Below are 22,852 nucleotides of genomic sequence, written 5' to 3' on the forward strand. Positions count from 1 at the left end.
ACGAAATGGCCGCCTTTCGTTTGCATGGTCCGTTTTTGGCCCTTTGGCTGCTCGTGCTGTTGCTGGACGGCTTGACCGTTCCGGCCTGGGCCCTTGAAGTTCCGCCGCTGACCGGCAGGGTCAACGACACCGCCCATGTGCTTTCCAGGGCAACGATCGATCTGCTCGACCGGTCGCTGGCGGAACTGGCGCGTAGCGAGTCGACCCAGATCGTGGTGCTGACCGTCCCCAGCCTGGAAGGAGAGTCGCTGGAGCAGTACTCGCTCAAGGTGGCCGAGACCTGGAAAATAGGCCAAAAGGGCTTGGATAACGGCGCTTTGCTCCTGGTGGCCGTGGCCGACCGCAAGATCCGCATCGAGGCGGGCTATGGCCTGGAAGGCAAGTTGACCGATTTGGTGGCCGGGCGGATCATCCGGGAGAAAATCGTACCCGCCTTCAAGCGGGGTGCCTTTGATCAGGGCGTGATCGACGGGGTATCGGCCATGGTGGCCGCCGTCAAGGGCGAATACGCGGGCAAGGGCGGTCTGGAGCGGCAGCGCCGCGACCAGGACTATGGGCCTTATTTCATCGTGCTGATGTTCGGCTTGATCCTGATCGGCAAGCTTTTTCGCCGGGTCAAGCCGCTGGCAATCGGCCTGGGCGGGGTGTTTGCGCCCGCCCTGGCGGCAACCTTGTTTGCCGGGCTCTTCGGCTGGCTGATCCTGCTGGCGCTGGTGCCGCTCGGAATGCTGGGCGCCCTGCTGGCCAGCCTGCTGACCGCAGGAGGCGGAAGGCGTGGCTCCTATCCGGGCGGATTCATAGGCGGTGGTGGCGGTTTCGGAGGTGGCTCCTTCGGTGGCGGCGGTTCTTTCAGTGGTGGTGGCGGCGGTTTTGGCGGGGGAGGCGCTTCGGGAGGATGGTGACCATGCGGATGTTGGCTCAACGGTTTCTGAGCAAAGACGAGCAGCAGCGCGTTGCCGGGATGGTCGCGGATATGGAGCGGTGCACCACCGGCGAGATCGTGCCTATGGTGGTTTCGGCCAGCCATTCCTACCCCGAGGCGGCTTTGACCGGCGCGGCCTGGCTGTCGGTGCCGACGGCCCTGATCGCCGCTCTGGCCACCGGTTCCCTGTTGTGGTGGCACGATCAGCTGCTCTGGCTCTTTCTCACCTTTCTGCTGCTGCTTTTTCCCTTGGCCCGGCTGCTGCTGCGCCTGCCATGCCTGCTGCGATTGTTTATCGGCGAGCGGCGGGCCGAGGAGGAGGTGAAGCGGGCCGCCTTGAACCGTTTCTACGGGGAAGGGTTGCATGCCACCAAGGATGCGACCGGGGTGCTGATCTATATCTCTGTCTTGGAGCGCCGGGTCTGGATTTTGGGCGACCGGGGGATCAACGAGCGGATCGGCCCGCATGTCTGGCAAGGACTGATCGACACCTTGGTGACCGGAATCAAGGAAGGCCGTGCCGGCGAAACCCTGTGTGCGACCATCGAAAAAGTCGGCGTCATGCTCCACATCCATTTCCCGCCCGCGACCGATGACCGCAACGAATTGGACAATCTGCTGATTGCCGATGAGGATGGCGTCCTGGCCCATTGCGCCCCGCCGGCGGAAGAGCCGCCCTCGGCCTGAACGGTAGCCATCGGTGATGGGACAAGACCAGCGGCTTTCCTGTTTTTTCGATCGATTCGCCCCAGGCCCGCTTCTGGTGGCCCATCGCGGCCACCGTGCCTGCTTTCCGGAAAACACCCCGGCCGCGTTTGCGGACAGCCTGGGCCGCTGCGGCATGATCGAGCTCGATGTCCGGCTCAGCAAGGACGGGGTGGCCGTGGTCTACCACGATCATGTGCTGACCAGAACCACCGACGCCGACCTGGTGGCCGCCGAATTGGGACTGATCGGTCTGGCCGTCGTCGATTGGCGGCTCGACCAATTGCGCCGGCTTGATGCGGGGTCGTGGTTTCTGCGGCACGACCCTTTTGGCACCCTTGCCAGCGGCATCGCCGACCGTGGACAGGTGCTCGCCTCCCTGCCCCAGCGGATACCCACCTTGCGGGAAATCCTGGCATGGGCCGTCTCGCACCGGATGCCGCTGAACATCGAACTGAAGGACATGGAGCAGCCCCTGGCCAACGAGCGGCTGGCGATTACGGTGGTCCGCGAGGTGGCCGCTGCGCGGGCCGATGCCCTTGTCCTCCTTTCTTCCTTCAACCACCCCATGCTCCGCCTCTGCCGCAGCCTTGCGCCGACAATCGCTCTTGCCGTCCTGCAGGAGGAGGAATATCCACCCGACCCGATCGGCTATCTCCGTGCTTTGGGGGCCTGTGCCTACCACCTTGCGGATACGCTTGTCGATACTGCCATTCTCCGGGCCGCAAGATCGGCCGGAATCCATGTCAATGTCTTCACGGTCAACGATCCGGTCCGGCAGCGGCAGCTGTTCGGAGTGGGCGTAACCGGCATCTTCACCGATTTCCTGCCGGAAAAACAAGCCGCTTCCCATTTGGAGTAGGCGGGGAAAGACAGGCCGCCCGCTCAATCCGCGCCCCAAATCGTTTTCGGTTGCTTGCCGTTGGGAATGCGTTTCCCAGACGACAGGACAAATGAAAAACTGATTCCCATCGAACTTCAGCCAGGCACCTTCGCCGGTCGTGGCGGTGTTCTTCACGCTCCGAAAAGCCGATTGATCAAACAAGATCTCTCTCTGCGTTCGAGAGACAATGCGGCCAGCGTTATCCTTGTTTCGACGTCCTCAGTTTATCGTTTCGACGAACGCAGTGGGGAGAAATCTCAAGAAATTTCAGCTGAATACCGTCCAGGATGAAATCGGCTGAATTTGAGTGGCGCTCAGAAATGAAAAAGGCCGCGCCATGGCGCAGCCTTGTCGGAAAAAGAGAACGGAATGAAGCTAGATGGCGAACAGGTCCGCGAAGCTGATATCCGCGCCCAGAACGCCGGCCCAGTCGCCGTTGCAGTACACCGGAACCGAGATGGTGAGGCAGAAGGTGTCGGTGGCTTCCGATTTGTACATGTCGGAAATGTAGGATCTTTGCTTGTCCCGAACGTTGCGGAACCACTCCTTGTGGCTCCAGTCCCTGCCTTTAGATGCCGGATTGCACACCGTGGCCATGCCCTGGCGATGAATGCTGCTCGAGATCTGCACACCCTCGGTATCGGTTACATACATCAGCTCGAAGTAGGGCAGCCGCTGCAGATGCTGCTGCAGGGCCTTGTCGGTGCGACCGGTGGGCGCGAACAGATCCGGATCCTTGGCCACCGTGGTCACCGCCTCCTCGACCTGGCGATACTGGGGCAGAATGAACAGGCCCGTGGCCAACAGCTGTTGCTCGGTCAGGGTTTTGATGTTTTCCGCCAGCTCCGCCAGGTCGTTGCGGTCGCTCTTTCCATCCTTGCCGATATTGGCGAGCTTGGTCAGATCGTCGGCAAGCCGACCCACCGCCTGCAATTGATTGCCCACCGAGTTGATCACCGATTCCAGTTGAGCGTGGAATTGCTGGTGATTCTGATGGTCAACCTGCCGTAGAGCAGAAGCCTCGTGGCTGCCCTGCACACCCAATGCGACTCCTTCCTGCACCTGTTCCACCGCATCGATGGTTTCCCGGATCAACTCGCTGACCTCCAGGAGCGAATCCTTGACTTCCATGGCCTCCATGGAGGTTTCCCGGGAGAGGTGACGGATTTCCTGGGCGATGATCCCGAAACCGGCACCCTGTGCTCCAGCCCTTGCCGACTCGATGGATGCATTGAGGGAGAGCAGGCCGGTATGAACGGCAATGTCGGAAATGTTTTCGATGATCGAATCAATGGTCCGCGACTGATGGTCCAGCTGGGCCATGGTCCCGGTCAACCGGTCGATGTCCTGTTCCATGGCGTGCATCCGCTGCAGAGCGTGGTCGGTGAGCACACCGCTCCGGCCGATTTCGTCAATAACTGTGGCAGAATGATGACAGGCATGGCCGGCGCTTCCTGACGAGACGGAGTGACCACCGGCCAGGTAACGGCGGGTACGCTGATTTCGGTCGACACCGGCGAAGAGATCCTCCGAACACTGCGCGGCCTGATCGGCGATGGTATGGGCGACCGGTGCCATGGCGGCTGTTTCGATACTGCTCCTGCGATCGAGCATCAAGGCATTCAACCGGGTGAACACCCGCTTGAGCGCGGCCGTCGGCTGGCTGGAGAACCGGCCCAGATTTCGTTGGTCGGCAAGATCGTGCATAACGGCTGGGGTGCCTGTGGCCAGACTTTTTTTCCCGACCAAGCGTAGCATGCTCAACATATGTCTATCCTCTGCAAGTGATTGAAAATCAGAATGAAATAACTGTCGATTGAGGGCGGAATCCGACGATCATCAGCAGGGGTGGTCGGGAAGATCTCTTCCGCCGCGCTGTCGAAGAGCTGTCGGTCAATCGATTCGGCGTTCAGCCGCACGTCGTGGTCAAATTGCATGTTGATTGAGGGCAACCCTGTGAAACTGAGGGAGCATGTTCGGCCTTGAGACGCATGGTGTTTTTTGAGCCTGTGCTGCTCAAGCGTTTTTATTACCGCAAGGTCGATGGCCGCTGAGGAGGACTGGACGATTTTTATTTTTCAATAGTTAAAAATAACTACTTAAACTACAAAAAAGTAATTATGTCAAGCGGGAGAATGAAATTTTATTTTCAATGAATTCAGCATATTGATCTGTTGGTCGGCGTTACTGTTACAAATGAGTGTTCACGGCAATGATGAGACAGGCGAACCGAAGAACTGGGCAACGAGAAAGATTCTGGGAGCCGTCCGCCTAACTCCTTTTCTATTGCATGCAAGGGGCGGGGTGAAAGAGGACCTAGGCCTTTTGGGTATCTCTTTTCTGCGTAAAACATCGATGCGGTCAGCCAGAAGTGAACGGAACAATGGTGGCGGTAGCGTGATGGTGGCAAAGCCACGTCCGAATGGATGGGTTGTAAAACGAGATGGCGAGGTGTCGAAAACTGCTCCGGTGACGCGCTGCAGTTTTCTCTTTCGTTGGCCAAGATGTTTTGAGGAAAAAAATGGTTCAACCTCCTCTTTTTCTCAATTTTTCCATACTGTAATTTGCTGTAATTTTTATATTTATCTCGGTGTATATCGGTATTTTTATGAATGAGTAATTTTTATTATCTTTTTTCCGGCGTGGCTATATACTTTTTACTAGCTAGAAGAGGTCGATTCTGCTCCAGCAGTACAGGGCAGGGAAGTTCAAGTGGGAGAGGGACATGAAAAAAGAGTGGCAGGGGCAATTCGAAGGGGCAGAGGGCAGGTATGTTGTTTTTGGTGGAATTCTTGGCTGTGGCGCAATCTCCTTTGTTGTTATTCCCTGCAAGAGAACTGTTTCAGCGTGTTCGTTGGCGTCTGTCTGGTCCACAGGTGATTTTGCTATCGTTGACCACGGCGGGCCGTCTTGCGAACAGCGGCTGTCCATTGCCCCTGTTGTCGCTGCCTGCTCATCTTTAGGAGCACTTGGCCCGAAATACCGCCGACCGTTGGCTGGCACTGCCGCCTCTATTCTCGCCAGGTGGCGGTAGGAGGTTCGCCTATGTCCATCCTGCCCCGGCGTCTTTCCATCAAGTATCATATGGCTGCTTCTTTTTCCGCGGCTATCGCCGTGATCCTGATCGTCTCCGGCATGGGTATCTATGCCGTCGTTTACGAAAAGGTGCGACACACCACTGTGGAGCGGCTGACCATCACCACCACCTCAATCAAGAATGCGGTGGAATATAACGTCGATATGGCCGTACACAATCATCTGCGTACACTCGTCAAAGCAAATATTGCTCAACTGGAAGGACTGGATCGGCAGGTGCGATCAGGACAGATGGATGCCGCCGAGGCGCGATTCAGAGGCGAGGAGCTACTCCTGAGGCAACCCGTTGGCGCCAATGGCTCTGTCTATGCGTTGTCGAGCCAGGGGATCGCGCTTGTGCACTCCAATCCGGCCCTTCGGCATGCCGATCTGTCGGAACATCGAATTATCCAGCAGCAGATGTTCAGCAAAAACGGATACCTCGAATACGAGTGGCAGAATCCCGACGATGATCAAGCTCGTCCCAAGGCCCTGTATATGTTGTATTTCGCCCCATGGGATTGGATCGTTACGGTGTCATGTGATCGCCGGGACATGAGTTTTTTGACCAACGATCTCCGTCGAGGGCTGAAATCGTACCATTTCGGCCAGATGGGCTATACCTTCGTGGTCAATACCGAGGGGGATTTGCTTCTGCACCCTTGGCTGCAGGGCAATGTATTTTTGCATGACAACACCTCGGTCAAGTCGGTGTTTCATCGCATACTCATGATGAAAAAAGGGACGTTTGGTTATGAATGGCAGGACAAGGAAGGCGGCGAGCTCAAACAAAAAATCATCTCCTTCGATTATATCCCCGACCTGCAATGGATCGTCGCGTCAACAATTTACGAAGATGAAATTTTCGCCCCACTGGCCAATCTGGGACAGATCATCGGCCTGATCGTTGTTGGCGCGCTGGGAGTTACGGTATTGCTCGTTTTGTTTTTCGGTTCAATGATTACCGGCCCACTTATCCGCCTGGCCGGGCAGATGCAGCGCGCCATCGAAGGCGACTACGGGGGCCGCGCCGACGAAAGGGCTCCCGGTGAAATCGGTCTCCTGGGGCTGCACGTCAACGCCTACGTTGACCTATTCCACCGGTCGCCCCAAATCGCCCACATCGAATCTAACGAGCAGGCACAAGCCGAACAACAACTGCTCATTTATCAGCAAGCAGTCGAATCCGCCCTGGAAGGCATCGTCATCACCGACTCTTCCGGCAATATCCTGGCCGTCAATCGCGCCGTTACCGAAATCACCGGCTATACCGCTGACGAGATGCGAGGCTGCAATTGCCGGATGCTGCAATCGGGCCGGCATGGAAGGGAGTTTTACGAGCGCCTCTGGCGTGCGTTGCAGGAGAACGGCCGCTGGTCCGGAGAGATTTGGAATCGACGCAAATCCGGCGAGATCTATCCTCAAACTCTGAGTATCAGCGCGATCAACGACTCTGAGCGCACGCTCACTCATTATGTGGGACTTTTTCACGATATCAGCGCGTTGAAACATCAAGAGGAGCGAATCGTTCATCAGGCCTATCATGATGTCCTCACCGGACTGCCCAACCGCTGTTTGGCCCTTGACCGAATCAAGGTTTCCATCGCCCATGTCAAGCGGCGGGGCAACCCATTGGCAGTCATTTTGCTCGATCTCGACAATTTCAAGAACATCAATGACACGCTGGGACACGAATACGGCGACATGCTGCTGCTGCAGGTGGCCAAGCGACTGGTGGCGACACTGAGGGAGGAGGATACCGTGGCCCGTCAAGGCGGAGACGAGTTCCTTATTCTGGTAACGGCGATCACCACGGAATCGCTGCTGATCGAGATGGTCGAGAGGCTGTTGCATTGCTTTGACGAGCCGTTCAGCGTGGCCGATAACGAACTCTACATCACGGCCAGCATCGGCGTGGCCTTTTATCCCTCTGATGGTGGTGATGCCGGCACCCTGACCAAACATGCCGATATCGCCATGTATCATGCCAAGGCCAAAGGGAAAAACAACTACTGCCTGTTCACCTCCGAGATGAGCGAACGCATCTCAATGCGGCAGCAGTTGGAAATCCAACTTCGTCAGGCCGTGTTTGACAGTGAATTCACCGTGTTCTTCCAGCCGAAGTTCGATCCCGTTACCAACACTGTCGTCGGTGCCGAGGCTCTGGTGCGGTGTCTGAACAAGGACAACAGTGATGTCAACCTCAGCGAATTCATTTCCCTGGCGGAAGAAACCAACCTGATCGTGCCGCTGGGGGAACAGATTTTGGAATATGTCTGCCAGGTTCTCTGCACGCTTGAGTATCGCGGCTATCCGGACCTGACGATCGCGGTCAATTTGTCACCCCTGCAATTTACCCAGGAAAATCTGGTGGAGCAGATCGCCAACCTGTTGGCGAAATACAATATTGCCGGGTCGCGGCTTGAACTGGAAATCACCGAAACCACCATCATGACCAACCTGGCGAATACGATGACGACCCTCGACAGGCTGGTACAGCTTGGTATCGCCGTCGCCATCGACGATTTCGGCACCGGTTATTCCTCGCTTTCCTACCTCAAGCAATTCCCGGTTCGAACTCTGAAGATTGACCGTTCCTTCATTCGCGATCTGCCGGATGACGCCAGCGATGCCCAGTTGGTGGAAACAATCATGCTCATGGCGCACAATCTGGGCATCAGCGTGGTGGCAGAAGGCGTCGAAACCGAGGCGCAGGTCGAATGGCTCAAGCGCTACCACTGTGAGCAAATCCAAGGATTTATATACAGCAAGCCGCTGGCAATCGATGACTTTATCGCGTTCCTCGACATCAATGCGGTCGTGGGAAAACGCGAGGCCGGCCGTTTGCGTTAAGCTTCCCGGGACGTGACGCGACAGTCGAGATTTCGGGGCTGCGCGACGAATGGGCAAAAGGGAACGAAGAGATAGAGAAGACTCGTACTGGCGAAGTTTGTAATGATTCACACATGAACACGGAGGAACAATGAACATTCGATCAATAGGTTTTCGACTGATTGCCGGTGGGTGCTTAGCGGTTGCGATTCCGCTCGTGGTGGTGGGGATCTTGGCGGTTTCCAAATCTTCCACCGCTCTTTCCGACATCGCCCGTGACAATGCGGCGTCCCAGGCGGAAAAATTGGCCATGGCCATCGGCTCCACGCTCGACGCCCAGGCAAAAACCGCTGCCGCCCATGCGGTCGACACCAATGTCCGCCTGATCGGGCAAAAGGTGAAGGAATTGGGGGTCAACGGCGCGACTGCGGACATCGCAACCCTGCGGCAGCAGATGAAAGATAAATTCAAGCAGCTGGACAACAGCTATCTCGGCATCTTCGTCACCGACGACAAGGGCTACATGTACACCGGCGAGCTGGCGAGCGGCGAGGAATACAAAGGGGTCAACTTGGCGGACATGGGCTATTTTCAGGAAGCGAAGGTCAGCGGCAAGGCGGTGGTTGGCGACATCGCGCCCTCCAAGGTGACCGGTGACGTCATTTATGTCCTCTGTGCCCCCATTCTTTCCTATTCCGGCCAATTCCTCGGGGTTTTCGGCCTTTCGCTCAAGGCTCAGCCGCTGCTTGGCCACGTTTCCACGGTCAAGGTGGGCTCCACCGGCTACGCCTTCATGTGCGACCGCAACGGCCTGATCGTCGCCCATCCCAATCAGGATTTGGAGATGAAGCTGGATCTCAAAACCATGGCCGGCATGGAGGCCATTACCAAGGAAATGCTGGCCGGCGGGCGGGGTGCGCAGGATTATGTGTTCAAGGGCGTGCCGAAAATCGCGGGATATGCCTCGGTTCCCGTCAAGCATTGGAGCATCGCCGTGACCCAGGATGAGGCCGAGTTTTTGGCATCGACCCATTCCATCCGCAATTCCATCGCCATGGTCACCCTGGTCGCGGTGCTGCTGGTTTGTGGCAGCGTGCTCTTGTTCTCCCGCAGCATCACCGTGCCGTTGAAGCGAGCGGTGGCCGGGTTGACCGACATTGCCCAGGGGGAAGGGGACTTGACCATGCGGCTCCGGGTCAACTCCAAGGATGAGATTGGCGAGCTGGCGCATTGGTTCAACCTGTTCATCGAAAAGCTCCAGGGTATCGTCAAGAGGATTGCCGAAAACACCAACTCCATCGATACCTCTGCCAACGATCTGGCCAAGGTGTCGGGCGATCTTTCCGGCAACTCCGAGGATACCTCCCGGCGTGCCGATAACGTGGCCGCCGCCGCCGAGGAAATGACCGTCAATCTCAACAATGTGGCCGCTGCCATGGAACAGTCGACCACCAACACCTCCATGGTGGCGAGCGCCGCCGAGGAGATGACGGCAACCATCGGCGAAATTGCCAACAACGCCCAGAAAGCGCATGCCATCTCCCTGGCGGCCGTGGAACAGGCCAACTCGACATCGGCCAAGATGGCGGAGTTGGGCAAGGCCGCCCAGGCGATCGGCAAAGTCACCGAGGCCATTACCGAAATTTCCGAACAAACCAATCTGCTGGCGCTCAATGCCACCATCGAGGCCGCCCGGGCTGGCGATGCCGGCAAAGGGTTTGCCGTGGTTGCCAACGAAATCAAAGAGTTGGCCAAGCAAACCGCCTCCGCCACTCTGGATATCAAAAACCAGATCGGGGAGATGCAGTCGACCACCGGCACCACGGTCGAGGAAATCAATCAGATCTCTCAGGTTATCCACAGCATCAACGAAATCGTGGCGATAATCTCATCGTCGGTGGCCGAACAGAACGCGGCTACCCAGGAAATTGCCAACAATATCGCCCAGGCTTCGCTGGGTATGAGCGAAGTCAACGAAAACGTCAGCCAAAGTTCCACGGTGGCGGCGACGATTACCAGGGATATTGTGACGGTTAACACGGCTTCCAGCGAAATATCCACGGGTAGCCAGATTGTCCGAAACAGCTCGGCCGACTTGCAACGGCTGGCCGCGACCTTGAAGGAAATCGTCGAAGGATTCAAGATATAGAGGAGCGACGAATAGATGATGGCGAGGTGGACACACGATACGGTTCCCCTCTGGCGGACGGCGTTGATCATGTTTGCGCTGGTGGCGTTAGTGGGTGGCGGCTGGGGGTTCTATCAGGCGGAACGGCAGGCCGCCAAGGTTCGGGCGGGGCGGCAGTTGGACGCCGTGGCCCATGTCGCGGTGAAGCGGTTGGCGCAATGGCAGGCCGCCACCCGGCCCGATGCGATTCTGCTGGCCGAAAATGTTCAGACGGACCACTTCCTGGCCGCGCAAGCCTACCGGCCGGGGGGCGATCCCGAAGGTTTCGGGGGTGAATATGCCGACGAGATGGAAGCGGACTTCATGGATTCGCTTGCCATCTCCACCTCCACTTCCTGGACCAGGCCGACCCGGACCATGGAAGTGTTGCTGATGCGGCGGGAAAGCGGCGACGGCCAGGAACAGGCGCAGCCGTCAGCCCAGGCCGCGTCCGGTTCTTTGGCGGCCATGGCCGCTGCCGGCCGGGTCGGGATGATCGAGGGGGCGGACGACCGCGGCGTTGAATCGCTGGCGGTCATCCGGCCAGTTCCCGGTACCAATTGCGTCGTGATCGTCAAGGACGATGCCGCCGAAATTTTTTCGCTCTGGCGCTTCCGCGCCGCCTTGCTCATGCTGGCATTCGTCATCCTGACCATGGGTGGTGGCGGCCTGATTACCTTTGTCTGGCAATCGCAACAGAGGACGGCCAAAAAAAACTTGCGGAGCACCGAGGCCCAATTGCGCCAGCGGCTGGTCGATACCCGGCTGCATCTGCGAAAATATGCCGAAACGCACAGTTTGGATGAACTGTTGCTCAAGGCTCTGCACGAAACGGTGTTGTTGACGACCAGTTCGTTCGTTTTTCTCCAGAGTGCGGGTTCGGAACGGAAGACACTGGCCATAAGGCGCATTATTTCCCAGCAAAAAAATATTGGGGAGCGTGCCGTGCCCCAGGCGGAATTTGAAATAATCAGCGATTCCGAGGAACACTGGCCGGATTTTCTGCGCTACGACCGGCCGACCGTCGGCAATCGATTCGCGCCGGAGCAAGGACCGGTACCTGAGATTTACCGGCAGCAGTTGGGGGACGGTTGCCACATTCTGGCACCGGTACTTCGGAACAACAAGGTGGTGGCGGTTCTCGGCGCGGGCGGCAAACCGGAATCGTACAAGGATGGAGACCTCGACAGCATCGTGCAGATTGCCGAGGACATCTGGCGTCTTGTCGAACAAAAAAAGGTCGAGAAGGCCCTGCTGGCCAGCGAGCGCCGCTACCGGACCCTGTTTCGCAGCATGATGGATGCCTTCGTGGTCATTGATTCGGGCGGCTACATCCGGGAATGCAACGAGGCCTACAGCAACATGCTGGGCTACTCGATCGACGAACTCAAACGTCTGAACGTGGTCGACATCACCCCGCCGCAGTGGCTGGATTTTGAAAACGAGCATATCAAAAAACAGCTCGTCCACCAGGGGTGCTCGGCCCTCTACGAAAAGGAATACCGCCGCAAGGACGGGACGATCTTTCCCGTCGAACTGCGCACCTTCCTTATCGGCGACAGCGAGGGCGCGTCGGAGGGCATGTCGGCGGTGGTGCGCGACATTACCGAACGCAGGCTGGCCCAGGAGGAACGGGAACGGCTGCGCGAGCAGTTGAACCAATCGCAGAAAATGGAATCCGTGGGTCAGTTGGCAGGCGGTATTGCCCACGATTTCAACAATATGCTCAGCGTGATCCTCGGCTATGCCGAATTGGCTTCCCGGAAAGCGGCGCCATCGGATTCGGTGCGTGCCAATCTCAGGGAAATCGTTATCGCGGCCAAGCGCTCGGCGGCGATTATCCGGCAGTTGCTCACCTTTGCCCGCAAGCAGGCCATCGCTCCCCAAATACTCGGCCTGAACGAGACCATGGACGGGATGTTGAAAATGCTGCAGCGGCTCATCGGGGAGCACATCAGTCTACAGTGGCTGCCTGGAAAGGATTTGTGGCCGGTGTTCATGGACCCGTCGCAGGTGAATCAGGTGCTGGTGAACCTGTGCGTCAATGCCCGCGACGCCATGAAGGGCCAGGGGGGGAAGATCGTCATCGAAACCGGCCAGGCAACCTTCAACGCCGTCTACTGCAGCGAGCACGCCGGCTTTCTTCCCGGCGACTTCGTGATGCTGGTGGTCGGCGACGATGGTTGCGGCATGGAAAAGGACATGCTCGACAAGATTTTCGAACCGTTCTTCACCACCAAGGCCGTGGGCGAAGGAACCGGTCTCGGCCTGTCCACCGTGTACGGGATCGTCAGGCAAAACAACGGCTTTATCAATGTGTACAGCGAGCCGGGCAAGGGGACGACTTTTCGTCTCTATCTGCCGCGGGCCGAAGGCCGACCGGAACAGGCGGCCGCCACGGTGGAGCCGGAGCAAAAGCCGCGGCGGCCTGGCCACAAGGAAACGGTTCTGGTGGTGGAGGACGACAAAACCATTTTGAGACTCAACCAAATCATGCTGGAATATCTGGGGTATACCGTGCTGACCGCCGCTTCTCCGAAGCAGGCCTTGCAAATGGCCCGACGACATGCCCAGGAGATCCGGCTTCTGATTACCGATTTCGTCATGCCGGAAATGAACGGCTGCGAGCTGGCCAGGGAGGTTCGGCTCATCTGTCCGGCTGCCAAGGTGCTGTATGTGTCGGGCTACGCGGCCCATGAGATCACGCAGCAGTACGCGCTGGACAAGGGCTCAGGGTTTCTGGAAAAGCCTTTTGCCACCGATGAGCTGGCAAAGGCGATTCGGAAAGCGCTGGCGGCATGAGGGATGCGCCGTCGGCCGTTACCAACGTTTAATCGGTTTTTGCGTGCAGTTCCCTTAAGAGTTTCCGGGCCATGGCGGCCAGCAGGGCCACGGCGGCGACCAAAACCAGCCACAGCACGATTTTCTGCCAGGAAACAGCGGCAAGTTTCGGTTGCTGCAGGGCCTGGTCGCCGGCGAGAGCGATCGGCGCGCCCGTTTTGATCCGGCGGATGTGGGATTCGCTGCCGGTGTCCCGCACTGCAGCCAGCACCAAGTTGTCCTGGCCGGAAACGGTTTCGGCGGCGGCCTTGGCGCTGCCAAAGGCCAGGAGGTACGGGGCCTGGCCGCGACCGAGGAAAAGGATCTCCTGCCGTTGCCAGCCGAGTTCGAGCTCCGGCAAGGAATTGTTGTTTTCCAGGCCGGCATGATCGGCAACGACCCGGATGCGCCATTCCGCAGCTGAAACCGGAGGGAAGGTGGCCACCGGATTGACCAGCGGCGTGCCTTCCAAGTCAAGGCGGTAAAAGTCGGAGCGGACGATCTGCCGCCAGATCCCGCTATCCTGCTCCCGGGCATCGATCACGGCCCGGAGCAGGGAATTGGCCTTGGGAAAACGCAACTGTACCGCACTCACCCCCACCTTGGTCCCCAGGCGATAGGCGATCAAGCGTTGGCCTTTGTCTGCCGAGATCTGTCCGGCCGACAATCGCGTCCATTGCCAGGGCTCGTTGGTAACGGGCTGTCCGGCCAGGGCAACGACCTCATCCAGGAGCAAGGGCTCCCGGCAATCGATGCAATCCAGACGAATATACGACAGCACCCGGTTGGGAAGCGAGATGCGGCGGGCAAGCACCTGGCTGCCCTGATAGCTGAGGTCGGCCAGTACCGCCCGGTCGACCAGAGGCTGCCAATGCACCAGATCGTTGCTGTGCATCAGGGAGACGGTCATCAGGCCGGAGGCCGGACTGCGCCAGTGCAGTTCGAGTGCCAAAGGATCGGTGAAAGGACCGGCCGCCTGCCATCGGGTGGCATCGAGTAGATAGGAACTCGTCTGAGTCGATGGGGCGTGGGAGCCGGCATCCACCGAGAGCACTTTGCCGTCCGCTTGCAGAGCCACTCGCAGCGAAAGATCGCCGGGTTGCTGCGATTGTTTACCGGGCAGGGGGAAAAACGGAACGGGCTGGCGAATCTCCTCGCGGCTTTGGGCCACCGCGCGGATGACATGGGGCACCGCTTCGCCGGAAGCGTTGAATACCCGCACGTCAGCCAGGTCCGGGCGCACGGCCTTTTCGTAAACGACGGAAGGAACTTCGAACACCTGAATGCCGGTGCCGTCGGCCTCGGGCAGGGCCAAGCCGGAGGCAAAGTCGCCGGGGGCGAGCGAGGCGGCGGCCGGTGTCGGACACGCCACTGCAACAAGGGCAACAAGCCATAGGCAGGCGAACGCGAGGCGGGTCATGGCGTTGAATCCTCGTTTTTCGGGGGCAAAGGGGCGAAGAAGCCGATGGCCATCATCAGCATGCCCACCACTAAAAAGGAAACGATGCGGCCGATGGCGCCGGTTCCGGCGAGATCGACGAAAAAGAGCTTGACCACGGTCAGGCCAAGCAGTCCGGCCCCGGCCAGCCAGACTTGCCGGTGGTTGTTGCGGGCGCTCCAAACGGTCAGGGCCAGGGCGATCGTCGACCATAGCGCGGCCAGGGCTGCTTGCATGATCGAGGAGGCGAACAAGGCACCGGGTCGGTAGGGCACCTCGGCAAAAACATGGATGCTGCGGCCAACCATCGTGTTCAGCCACAAAAACGTCAGGATCACCACCAGGTAAAGCGGCAGCCCCGGCGCATGCCGAGCCGGAGACTTACGGACGATCCGGTAACCGGCCAGCAACAGGACCGCCGCTTCGGCCAGCTCCAGCGGATTGCACAGAGGCAGATAAGGCAAAGGAGCCGGATTGCCGTTGGCGGCCAGGGAGATCACGGTCCATAGCAGCAAAACCGCCAGCGGCACGTCGGTGCCGGTGCCGTGGTAGATTGGGGCAAAGCGTTCCACCGGCCAGGCCAGGCGGTCTCCCCGCCATTCGAGCAGGATCAGCAGCACCGCCGGAACGGCTCCCCAGCATGCCAGTTCCCAGGTCCCGGCCAGACCGGGCAGTTGGTCGACGCGCCGTGCGATTTCGAGGGTCACGGCGGCAAGCAGTAGCCACAGGGTCAGCCGGTGCCAGGCGAAAAGAATTTTTTCGGGCAGTTCATCCTCAAAGCGAAAGAGCAGGCCATACTGGAGCACCATGGCCAGCGGCCAGGCTAGCAAGCTCCCACCGCTCAACAGCGGGATGTGGTCGTTGTCCAGAAACTGGAAGCCCCAGACCAGCAACATGCACGGCAACAGGAGCAGAAGCGCGAACACCAGCCGCTGCCGTCCGCACCAATGGGCCACCGCAGCGAATCCCGCGGTGGAGACCACGGTAAACAGGAGCAGGCCGGCAAAGAAATCCTGGCCATGCACATGGCGCGCCAAGTCGGCGATACCGCCCCCGTACCACCAGATCACTCCCCAAACCAGCAGAATCCAGGACAAGAAGGATTCCCAGTCGTTCTCGGGTCGGTTGTCCTGGTCTTGCTCCAGCCAATCGGCGGAAAGCAGGGCGGCGGTAGCGATCAGGCCGCAGCCGAGAAAAAACCGGTTGGCAAAAAGCATGGCCGTGGCGTCGATCGGCGATGACGTGGCAAAGGAGATTGCCGCCCCGAGCTGGAGCAGCATCCCGAATATCCGGGCCGAGACGCGGTTTTGCCGGATTCCGACCCAAACCATGGCCGCACCCTCGATGGCCCAGGCCGCGCTGGTCCAATGGGGATCGAACCCGAACGGGATGGCGAGGCTGGCAAAGACAATGCCCAGAGCGAGAAAGGCCTCGGTCAGCAGCCGCATCCCCTGGCCTACCCGGTTCCACAGCAACCGCGCCAGGCCGATGTACCAGCCGCCCAGTGCCAGGGCACTGAACGCGAGACCATAACGGAAATCGGCGACCAGGGCAGCCTGGAAGCCTCCGGCCACAACCGGCAGGCCAAAGACCAGAGGCCCGTCGATGTAGCCGCGCAGGTGCAGGGGCTGGCGATGGGCGAACAGCACCGAGATCAGGCAGTACATCGCAAAAAACAGGACGAGAAAGGGTTCGGTGGTGGCGAAATGGACAGGGGTATAGGATGAGGCGCCCCAAAGGCCGGCAATGCCGAAGGTGAAGACAAAGCCGGTGAGGTTCAGCTCCCGCCAGGACCTGTACCAGGCGATGGCCAGAATGCCGCTGTTGAGGAGCGCGTAGTACGAAAATAAAAGCACATGGCTACCTCCGCCGGACGACATCAGCACCGGGGCGAGAAAACCGCCCACCGAACCGGCCACGGCCAGTCCCCTGGCATCCTGGAGGATGGCCAAGGCGCAGGACAAGCCGACCAGGCCGATCATCACCGCCAGGGCCAGCGGCAGGGGCAGCAGATGGTAGAGCTTGGCCGCGGCAAAGACCACCAGGTAGAGGATGCCGATGCCTGCACCCTCCAGGCTCAGGCCATAGAGGGTATGCCGTTGCCGGAGCCGCCAGCCGAGCAGTAGCAGGGCAAGGGCGCCGGCGGCCACGCCGGCCAGCCGCAGTTCGATGGGGAACATGTTGCGCTGGGCCGCGTAACTCAGGAGAAAGGCGACGCCGAAAAACAGTACCACGATCCCGGCCTTGAGAATCGGATTGCCGCCGGTCAACCAGCGCCACAGCTGGGCGAACAGCTCGGGGAACGGGCTGGCGGCCTGGGGTGGAGGCTCTGGGGCGGCACCGGCAGTACGGGCGGGAGCGGTCGCAGCCGGCCTCTGGGGCGCAACCATGGGCTGCACGGGGGGTTTCGGCGGATCAAGCGTCTGTTCGAGCCATTCCATCTCTTCCAGGTCATAGGTCGCGTCCGGCTGCGGTGGCAAGCCCGCCCGGTTTGTTTCCCGGCGGGAGTCCTGCGCGGCTTGGCGGGCCGTATCGGACGACAAGGTCGTCCCGGCCTTGGTCGACACCGGCGCCGTACTCGTGGGTTGGGTGAGATGCGCGGGGATTTCCAGGGGCTCGGCTACCTGCGCCCTCTTTTCTTCTCCTTTCAGGTCGCAGGCCATCTCCGGGCGCGGCGCAGGGGGTGTTCGTCTTGTCGTCTCCCGCAAGGCGGACTGGGCGATCGAGGCTTCCAACTTGCCGATTCGGCCGCGCAGGACAGCCACCTCGATCAGGAGATAGGTCACCAGGCCGGCCAGCAATCCGGGTACATAGCCGCGGTAGGGGAAACCGATGCCATAGGTGACTAAAAAAACAGCCGCGAGGATCAATACAATTCGCATTGTTGAAAGCATAAGGCGGTTTGGAAGAAAGGGGCGATCAAAGGCTGCCGCTGGTCGGAGGCGGAGGAAACGGCCAAAAAGCCGGTTTGGTTACGACGGGTGGCGGAGCCCACGCCCGCAACCTGCAGGCGCAAGCGGCCAATCTGCTTGAGCCGTCCTGACGGTCATGGAGCAGGGGCATCCGAAACGAGTTGGTACAGCACCGCTTGGTTCCTGCCCAAATGCTTGGCTTTGTACAGGGCTCGATCGGCCTGGGCTATGAATTCGTTCTGGTCGAATCCGGTGCTCACCGGCGCGGCACTGGCCACCCCCAGACTGACCGTGACCCGGAAATGCCGATATCCGTCGTTAAAATCGTTATCGGCGATGGCATGGCAGAGACGGTTCGCCACGATCATGGCCGTGTCGCGCGAGGTTTCCGGCAGGACGAAAACAAACTCCTCGCCACCGTAACGGGCCATCAGATCGTATTGGCGGATGGCCTTCTTGGCCACCACGCATAATTCCTTGAGAATGAAATCGCCGGTTTGATGGCCGTAGTCGTCGTTGAATTGCTTGAAATAATCGATATCGGCCAGGATGATCGACAGGGAACCGTGCTTGCTCATGGCCCGGTTAATTTCCGAGCTGAGAAAGGTCTGGAAGTATCTGTGGTTGTAGATTTCGGTGAGCCCGTCGATATTGACCAGCCGCTCCAACAGCAGGTTTTTCTCGATCAGTTGCTTGCGGATGACCTCCAGTTCCTGCTTGGCCCGGATCAATTCCCGGTGCATCTCCTCGTAGCTGTGCTGGAGCATGCTGAGCCGGATGTTAGCTTCCTGGATGATTTCCGGAACCGGCCGCACCGAGTTGATGGGCACTTCGAGAAAATGGGCCGAGCGGGCGATCTCGCTGTGGATGATGGCGAGAAAATTCTTGAGCGCCGGATCGTCCAGTCCGAACAGCCGGTCGGCCTGGTCCTGGAGCCGCTGATAATGCCGTTGCGGGTCGTAGGCGTAGAAGATCCTGGTGACCAGATCGGACAAGAAGACGATGTTGATGATCTTCTGCTCATGCGGATCGCCGCCGGCATAGGTCTCAGGGGCATGGTGGTGGCGGATTGCCGCCATGATGGCGGACGGCAGGCCCCATGCCTTGGCCACCTCTGCTCCCAGGTCGGTGTGGGACAGGGCCAGCACCTCCTCCTCCAGTTCCGCCTCACCGACATCCCGACCGCCGACCGCCAGTTGTTCGAGGACGGTGTTGTAGCGGACCGGCATGGTGAGGGCGAAAATCAACTGGCCGATGTTCTGGAGCAGGCCGATGGTGAACAGGGTGTCGGGATCGACCTCGGGGACATGGGTGGCAAGCATTTTGGCCGCGGTGGCGCCCACCAGGGAACGTTCCCAGAACATCTCGAGGTTGAACAGGCTGTTTTCGGCCTGTTTGCCGAGGGAGAGAAAGGTGAAGTTCAGCACCAGGCTCCGCACCGCATTGATGCCGAGCAGGGTCACGGCCTGGCCGACCGTGGTGATCTGTTGCTGGAAGCTATAGAAGGAGGAATTGGCGACCTTGAGGATCTTGGCGGAAAGCGCCATGTCCTGGGCGATACAGTCGACAATGTCGGCCAGGGCGACGTCTTCCTGGCTGGTCAGCTCCAACAGCCGGATCGCCATGGTCGGCAGGGTCGGCAGTTGGGCCGAGGTGAGAATGTGGTGAAGGGCTTCGTCCTGGGGTTTCGACATGGTGGATAATTCAGCGTTCAATCGGGTTTATGGCGTTGTCGCCAATGGAGCGAAAAATGGCACACAGCAATGGGCGACACGATCCGTCGTGCTTCACTTTTTGGCGAGATAGCGGAATTGCTTGTTTTTCTGGTCGAGCAACTGGGAGACCAGGAATTCCTTGCCGGAGCGGGCAAAGGCTTCGTGCCCTTCGCGCTCGCAGGCCGGACAGCAGTCGATGGGCAATTCGACCCCAAGGCAGGGCAGAAGGTGGCTGGAACCGGTTTTGATCAGCCGCAGGCCGCGGCACTGGCCGCAGTCTTTCAATTCTTCCCGCTGCTTTTCCAGAATGCCGTCGGTATCGTAATAAATCTTGCGTTCGCGGATGAAATACTCGCCCTGTTTTTCGAAATCGCCCATGGGAGGATGGAAGTAGCTGTCCAGCACGTAGGCGCAGGTCTGCTTGATGGTTTCCATGATCTCGGGCGATTCGCGCAGGGCGGCGCGGTTGTAATCCGGTTCGCGGATCCTCGAGTAGTCGCAGCCGGCCATGGCCAGGCAGATGCCCAGGTTGACGTAGGGCAGGGCGCCCTTGATCGAATAGCCGCCTTCCAGCACCGCGATGTCCGGTTTGAGCAGTTCGTTGAGCCGGGCGTATCCGAGGGCCGAAAACTGCATGTTGGTGATCGGGTCGGAATAATGGTTGTCTTGCCCGGCCGAATTGATGATCAGGTCCGGCTTGAAATCGGCCAGGATCGGCAGCACCACCTGCTCGATGGCATAGAGGTAGCCGTCGTCCGAGGTGCGCGGCGGCAGGGGCAGGTTGACGGTCTTGCCCAGGGCGCGGGGGCCGCCGTTTTCGTAGGGAAAGCCGGAGCCGGGATAGAGGGTGCGGCCGTCCTGGTGGAGGGAGATGAACAGTATGTCCGGATCGTGCCAATAGACGTCCTGGGTGCCGTCGCCGTGGTGGCAGTCGGTGTCGACGATGGCGATCCGCTTGCGGCCGTAGTGCTCGCGAATCCACTCGATCATCACCGCCTCGATGTTGATGTTGCAAAAACCCCGGTTGCCGTGCACCACCTTCATGGCGTGGTGGCCGGGCGGGCGGACCAGGGCGAAGGCGCACCGGGTTTCGCGTTCGAGGACCAGCCGGGCGGCCTGGATGGCGCCGCCGGCTGAAATGCGGTGCGACTCGGTGCAGACCGCCTCCACGGACGGAAAGCAGAAATGGGCGCGCATGATGTCCTGATCGGTGGCGAGCAAGGGACGGTGCTCGCTGATACCCTCGATATCGAACAGGCCTTCTTCCCGGAATTGGTCCTGAGTGTAGAGTAGCCGTTCCTCCCGTTCGGGGTGGGTGGGCGAGATGGCCCAGTCAAAGGCCGGGAAGAAGATAACGCCAAGTGGCGTGGTGGCTTTCAGCATGGAGTGACCTGTGTGCTAGGGAAATGCGAGGCAAGGACGAATTCAGGCCGGGCCGGCGATCCGGATGGCCGCGTCGCCTTCTTCCAGCCGCCCGACCACGGCCGGCCGCACCTGGACCTCGACTCGGATGTTCTTGCCGCTGGTGTAGCCGCCATCCACCATGTTGAAGGCGTCGGCCTGGGTGATCTGGATCTCGTCGGCCGGCATGCCCACGCCGGCCTGGTCCAGATCGGCGGCCAGCAGCTTTTGGGCTTCGGCGGTGGCCTCTTGCAGGCCGTATCCCCGGGCGATCGGCCGAAAGATGCCGAGCATCGGCACGGACAGGCGGCCGCGGGCGGTATCGGCGGTCAGGGTGAGGTGGCTGGTGGTCCGGGTCAGGGCCGCGCCAATGGCGTTGGCCACCTCGTACAGCGGCGGCACGCTCACTTCCAGGCCCAGACGGTCGGCCAGCAACTGCTTGAATACCGCTGCCGGTCCGCCGATGGCGATCAGCCGGTCCGGGACGATCTCGCGATCGGTCAGGATTTCGTGGATGGTGTAGACCGGCTTGGTGTTGATCTCCCGGACCAGGGCCTTGATTTTCGTGGCCAGGGTGTCGAGCGCCGCCTCGATCGCGGCCTGGGCCAACGGTTCCGGTGCCAGTCGATGCTCGGCTGCCAGGGCAGCCAGCCCCTGGCGGGAGCGGTCGACATCGCCGAAAGCGGCCATGCCCGCGACATTGAATGCGTCCATCAGGCTCGGAACCGGACCGCCGGTCGCCATGCAGGGCCCGATCCGCTGCGGGCCGACAGTGACCTGTCCCTCGGCGACCTGGATGAGGGAATCGCCGCCGATGCCGATCGACTCTACCCGGATGGCGCGTACCAGGGTCGGACGTTCCTCGATGGCAATGCCTTCCCGCTCCAGCAATGGCTGGCCACCGGCAAAGACGGCGATATCGGTGGTGGTGCCGCCGATGTCGAGCACGATCAGATCCTGTTCCGTCCGGGTGGTGGCGAGGATGCCCATGACCGAGGCCGCGGGACCGGAGAAAATCGATTGAACCGGCATTTCCAGGGCTCGGGCCAGCGGCATGGTGCCGCCGTCGGCCTTGAGGATGTTGACCTCGACCTGGAGTTGGAACCCCTTGAGGCTGGCGGTCAGGGCGGAGGCAAAGGCGCGGAAGGTGCGCCAGACCGCGGAGTTGTAGTACAGGGTATGGATCCGGCGGCCGAAGTTGAGCTGGCCGGAAAGCAGATGGCCGCAGGAAATGAAGTCCGCGTGGCCGGCCAGGGCCTCGACCATCAGATTTTCATGGGCCGGATTACGCGGCGAGAACTTGGAGGCCACGCCAAAGCATTTCACCCCTTCGTCGCGGCAGGCGGCAACGGCTTCTTCCAGGTCCTGTTCGTCCAGCGCCGAGGTTTCGGTGCCCAGATGGTCGAGGCTGCCGTACACGAGGTGGTAATGGTCACCGATGCGGTAGTGAGTCGGGGCGATGCCCGGCCCGGCCGACACCAGCATGCCCACCGGTTCGGTTTGGCCGGTGACGATGGCGTTGGTGGTCAGGGTGGTGCTCAGGTTGAGGGTCTGCACCCGGACCGGATCCTGGCCGGCGAGGACCGCCTGCAGAACCCGGCTGATCGATTCCAGCAGGTTGTCGTGATGGGTTGGGACCTTGGCCGCAGCCACCAGCCGGTTGCCGTCGATGAGCACCCCGTCGGTGTGGGTGCCGCCGATGTCGATTCCTATGCGCATGGCAACTCCTTGCTTGGATGAAAAAAGCCGCGATCAGGTTGGGTGAATCCCCCGGCCTGTCGACCGATTGGCCGATCGCCTTGAAACGGCGATGCAATCATCGAGGCGTCAATCGTATCAATCTTAGTGCTTATCTATAAATAGCCATGATTTTGTTCAAGACAATCATAGCGGCCGCCAAGGTGTTGAGTGCAATGTACGAGAGGTCCGTCTTCTCGTATCGTGGTATCAATTTGCGAAATCGATTGAACCATGAATGCGCC

Annotated in this window: 12 protein-coding genes and 1 pseudogene; 6 read left to right on the forward strand and 7 right to left on the reverse strand. The window is 59.9% G+C overall.

Annotation, left to right across the window (positions count from 1 at the left end; translation table 11 throughout):
* Positions 1–5 precede the first annotated feature (5 nt).
* Genes RMR13_RS08840 through RMR13_RS08850 form a run of 3 tightly spaced genes read left to right on the forward strand, consistent with a single transcriptional unit; the run spans position 6 to position 2,489 of the window.
* Complete coding sequence (locus RMR13_RS08840) at positions 6–902, forward strand: TPM domain-containing protein (RefSeq protein WP_310600277.1); 897 nt, start codon at positions 6–8, stop codon at positions 900–902.
* Between the two features lie 2 nt (positions 903–904).
* Positions 905–1,609 carry a hypothetical protein gene (locus RMR13_RS08845; RefSeq protein WP_310600278.1) on the forward strand — a complete coding sequence of 235 codons (705 nt, stop codon included), beginning with the start codon at positions 905–907 and terminating at the stop codon, positions 1,607–1,609.
* Between the two features lie 16 nt (positions 1,610–1,625).
* Positions 1,626–2,489 carry a glycerophosphodiester phosphodiesterase family protein gene (locus RMR13_RS08850; protein WP_310600288.1) on the forward strand — a complete coding sequence of 288 codons (864 nt, stop codon included), beginning with the start codon at positions 1,626–1,628 and terminating at the stop codon, positions 2,487–2,489.
* Between the two features lie 396 nt (positions 2,490–2,885).
* On the opposite strand, the gene RMR13_RS08855 is transcribed toward RMR13_RS08850, so the two are convergent.
* The gene (locus RMR13_RS08855; protein ID WP_310600279.1) at positions 2,886–4,217 is read right to left on the reverse strand and encodes a methyl-accepting chemotaxis protein; all 1,332 of its coding nucleotides are present in this window, start codon (positions 4,215–4,217) and stop codon (positions 2,886–2,888) included.
* Between the two features lie 1,338 nt (positions 4,218–5,555).
* On the opposite strand from RMR13_RS08855, the gene RMR13_RS08860 reads away from it, so the two are divergent.
* From RMR13_RS08860 to RMR13_RS08870, 3 genes are all read left to right on the forward strand, one after another.
* The gene (locus RMR13_RS08860) at positions 5,556–8,438 is read left to right on the forward strand and encodes an EAL domain-containing protein (protein WP_310600280.1); all 2,883 of its coding nucleotides are present in this window, start codon (positions 5,556–5,558) and stop codon (positions 8,436–8,438) included.
* A gap of 202 nt (positions 8,439–8,640) precedes the next feature.
* Positions 8,641–10,566 (forward strand): methyl-accepting chemotaxis protein, encoded by a 1,926-nt coding sequence (locus tag RMR13_RS08865; protein WP_310600289.1) that lies wholly within the window; start codon positions 8,641–8,643, stop codon positions 10,564–10,566.
* 69 nt (positions 10,567–10,635) lie between these two features.
* The gene (locus RMR13_RS08870; RefSeq protein WP_310600281.1) at positions 10,636–13,386 is read left to right on the forward strand and encodes a PAS domain S-box protein; all 2,751 of its coding nucleotides are present in this window, start codon (positions 10,636–10,638) and stop codon (positions 13,384–13,386) included.
* Positions 13,387–13,414: 28 nt separating this feature from the next.
* On the opposite strand, the gene RMR13_RS08875 is transcribed toward RMR13_RS08870, so the two are convergent.
* From RMR13_RS08875 to RMR13_RS15390, 6 genes and pseudogenes are all read right to left on the reverse strand, one after another.
* A complete protein-coding gene (locus tag RMR13_RS08875; RefSeq protein WP_310600282.1) occupies positions 13,415–14,824 on the reverse strand; it encodes a DUF3999 family protein in 1,410 nt (469 codons plus the stop codon).
* Positions 14,821–17,724: a DUF2339 domain-containing protein gene (locus tag RMR13_RS08880; protein ID WP_310600283.1), complete on the reverse strand. Its 2,904-nt coding sequence runs from the start codon at positions 17,722–17,724 to the stop codon at positions 14,821–14,823. The genes RMR13_RS08875 and RMR13_RS08880 overlap by 4 nt, the downstream gene beginning before the upstream one ends.
* 164 nt (positions 17,725–17,888) lie before the next feature.
* On the reverse strand, positions 17,889–19,448 hold the full coding sequence (locus tag RMR13_RS08885; RefSeq protein ID WP_310600284.1) for a GGDEF domain-containing protein: 1,560 nt from the start codon (positions 19,446–19,448) through the stop codon (positions 17,889–17,891).
* 93 nt (positions 19,449–19,541) lie between these two features.
* Positions 19,542–20,852, reverse strand: coding sequence for a histone deacetylase (locus tag RMR13_RS08890; protein WP_310600285.1), 1,311 nt, complete (start codon positions 20,850–20,852; stop codon positions 19,542–19,544).
* Between the two features lie 42 nt (positions 20,853–20,894).
* On the reverse strand, positions 20,895–22,589 hold the full coding sequence (locus RMR13_RS08895) for a hydantoinase/oxoprolinase family protein (RefSeq protein ID WP_310600286.1): 1,695 nt from the start codon (positions 22,587–22,589) through the stop codon (positions 20,895–20,897).
* A gap of 130 nt (positions 22,590–22,719) precedes the next feature.
* Positions 22,720–22,852: pseudogene (locus RMR13_RS15390) on the reverse strand (IS5/IS1182 family transposase); the annotation flags it as partial.

It is taken from the genome of Desulfobulbus sp., from assembly GCF_031547805.1.
GTDB lineage: Bacteria > Desulfobacterota > Desulfobulbia > Desulfobulbales > Desulfobulbaceae > Desulfobulbus.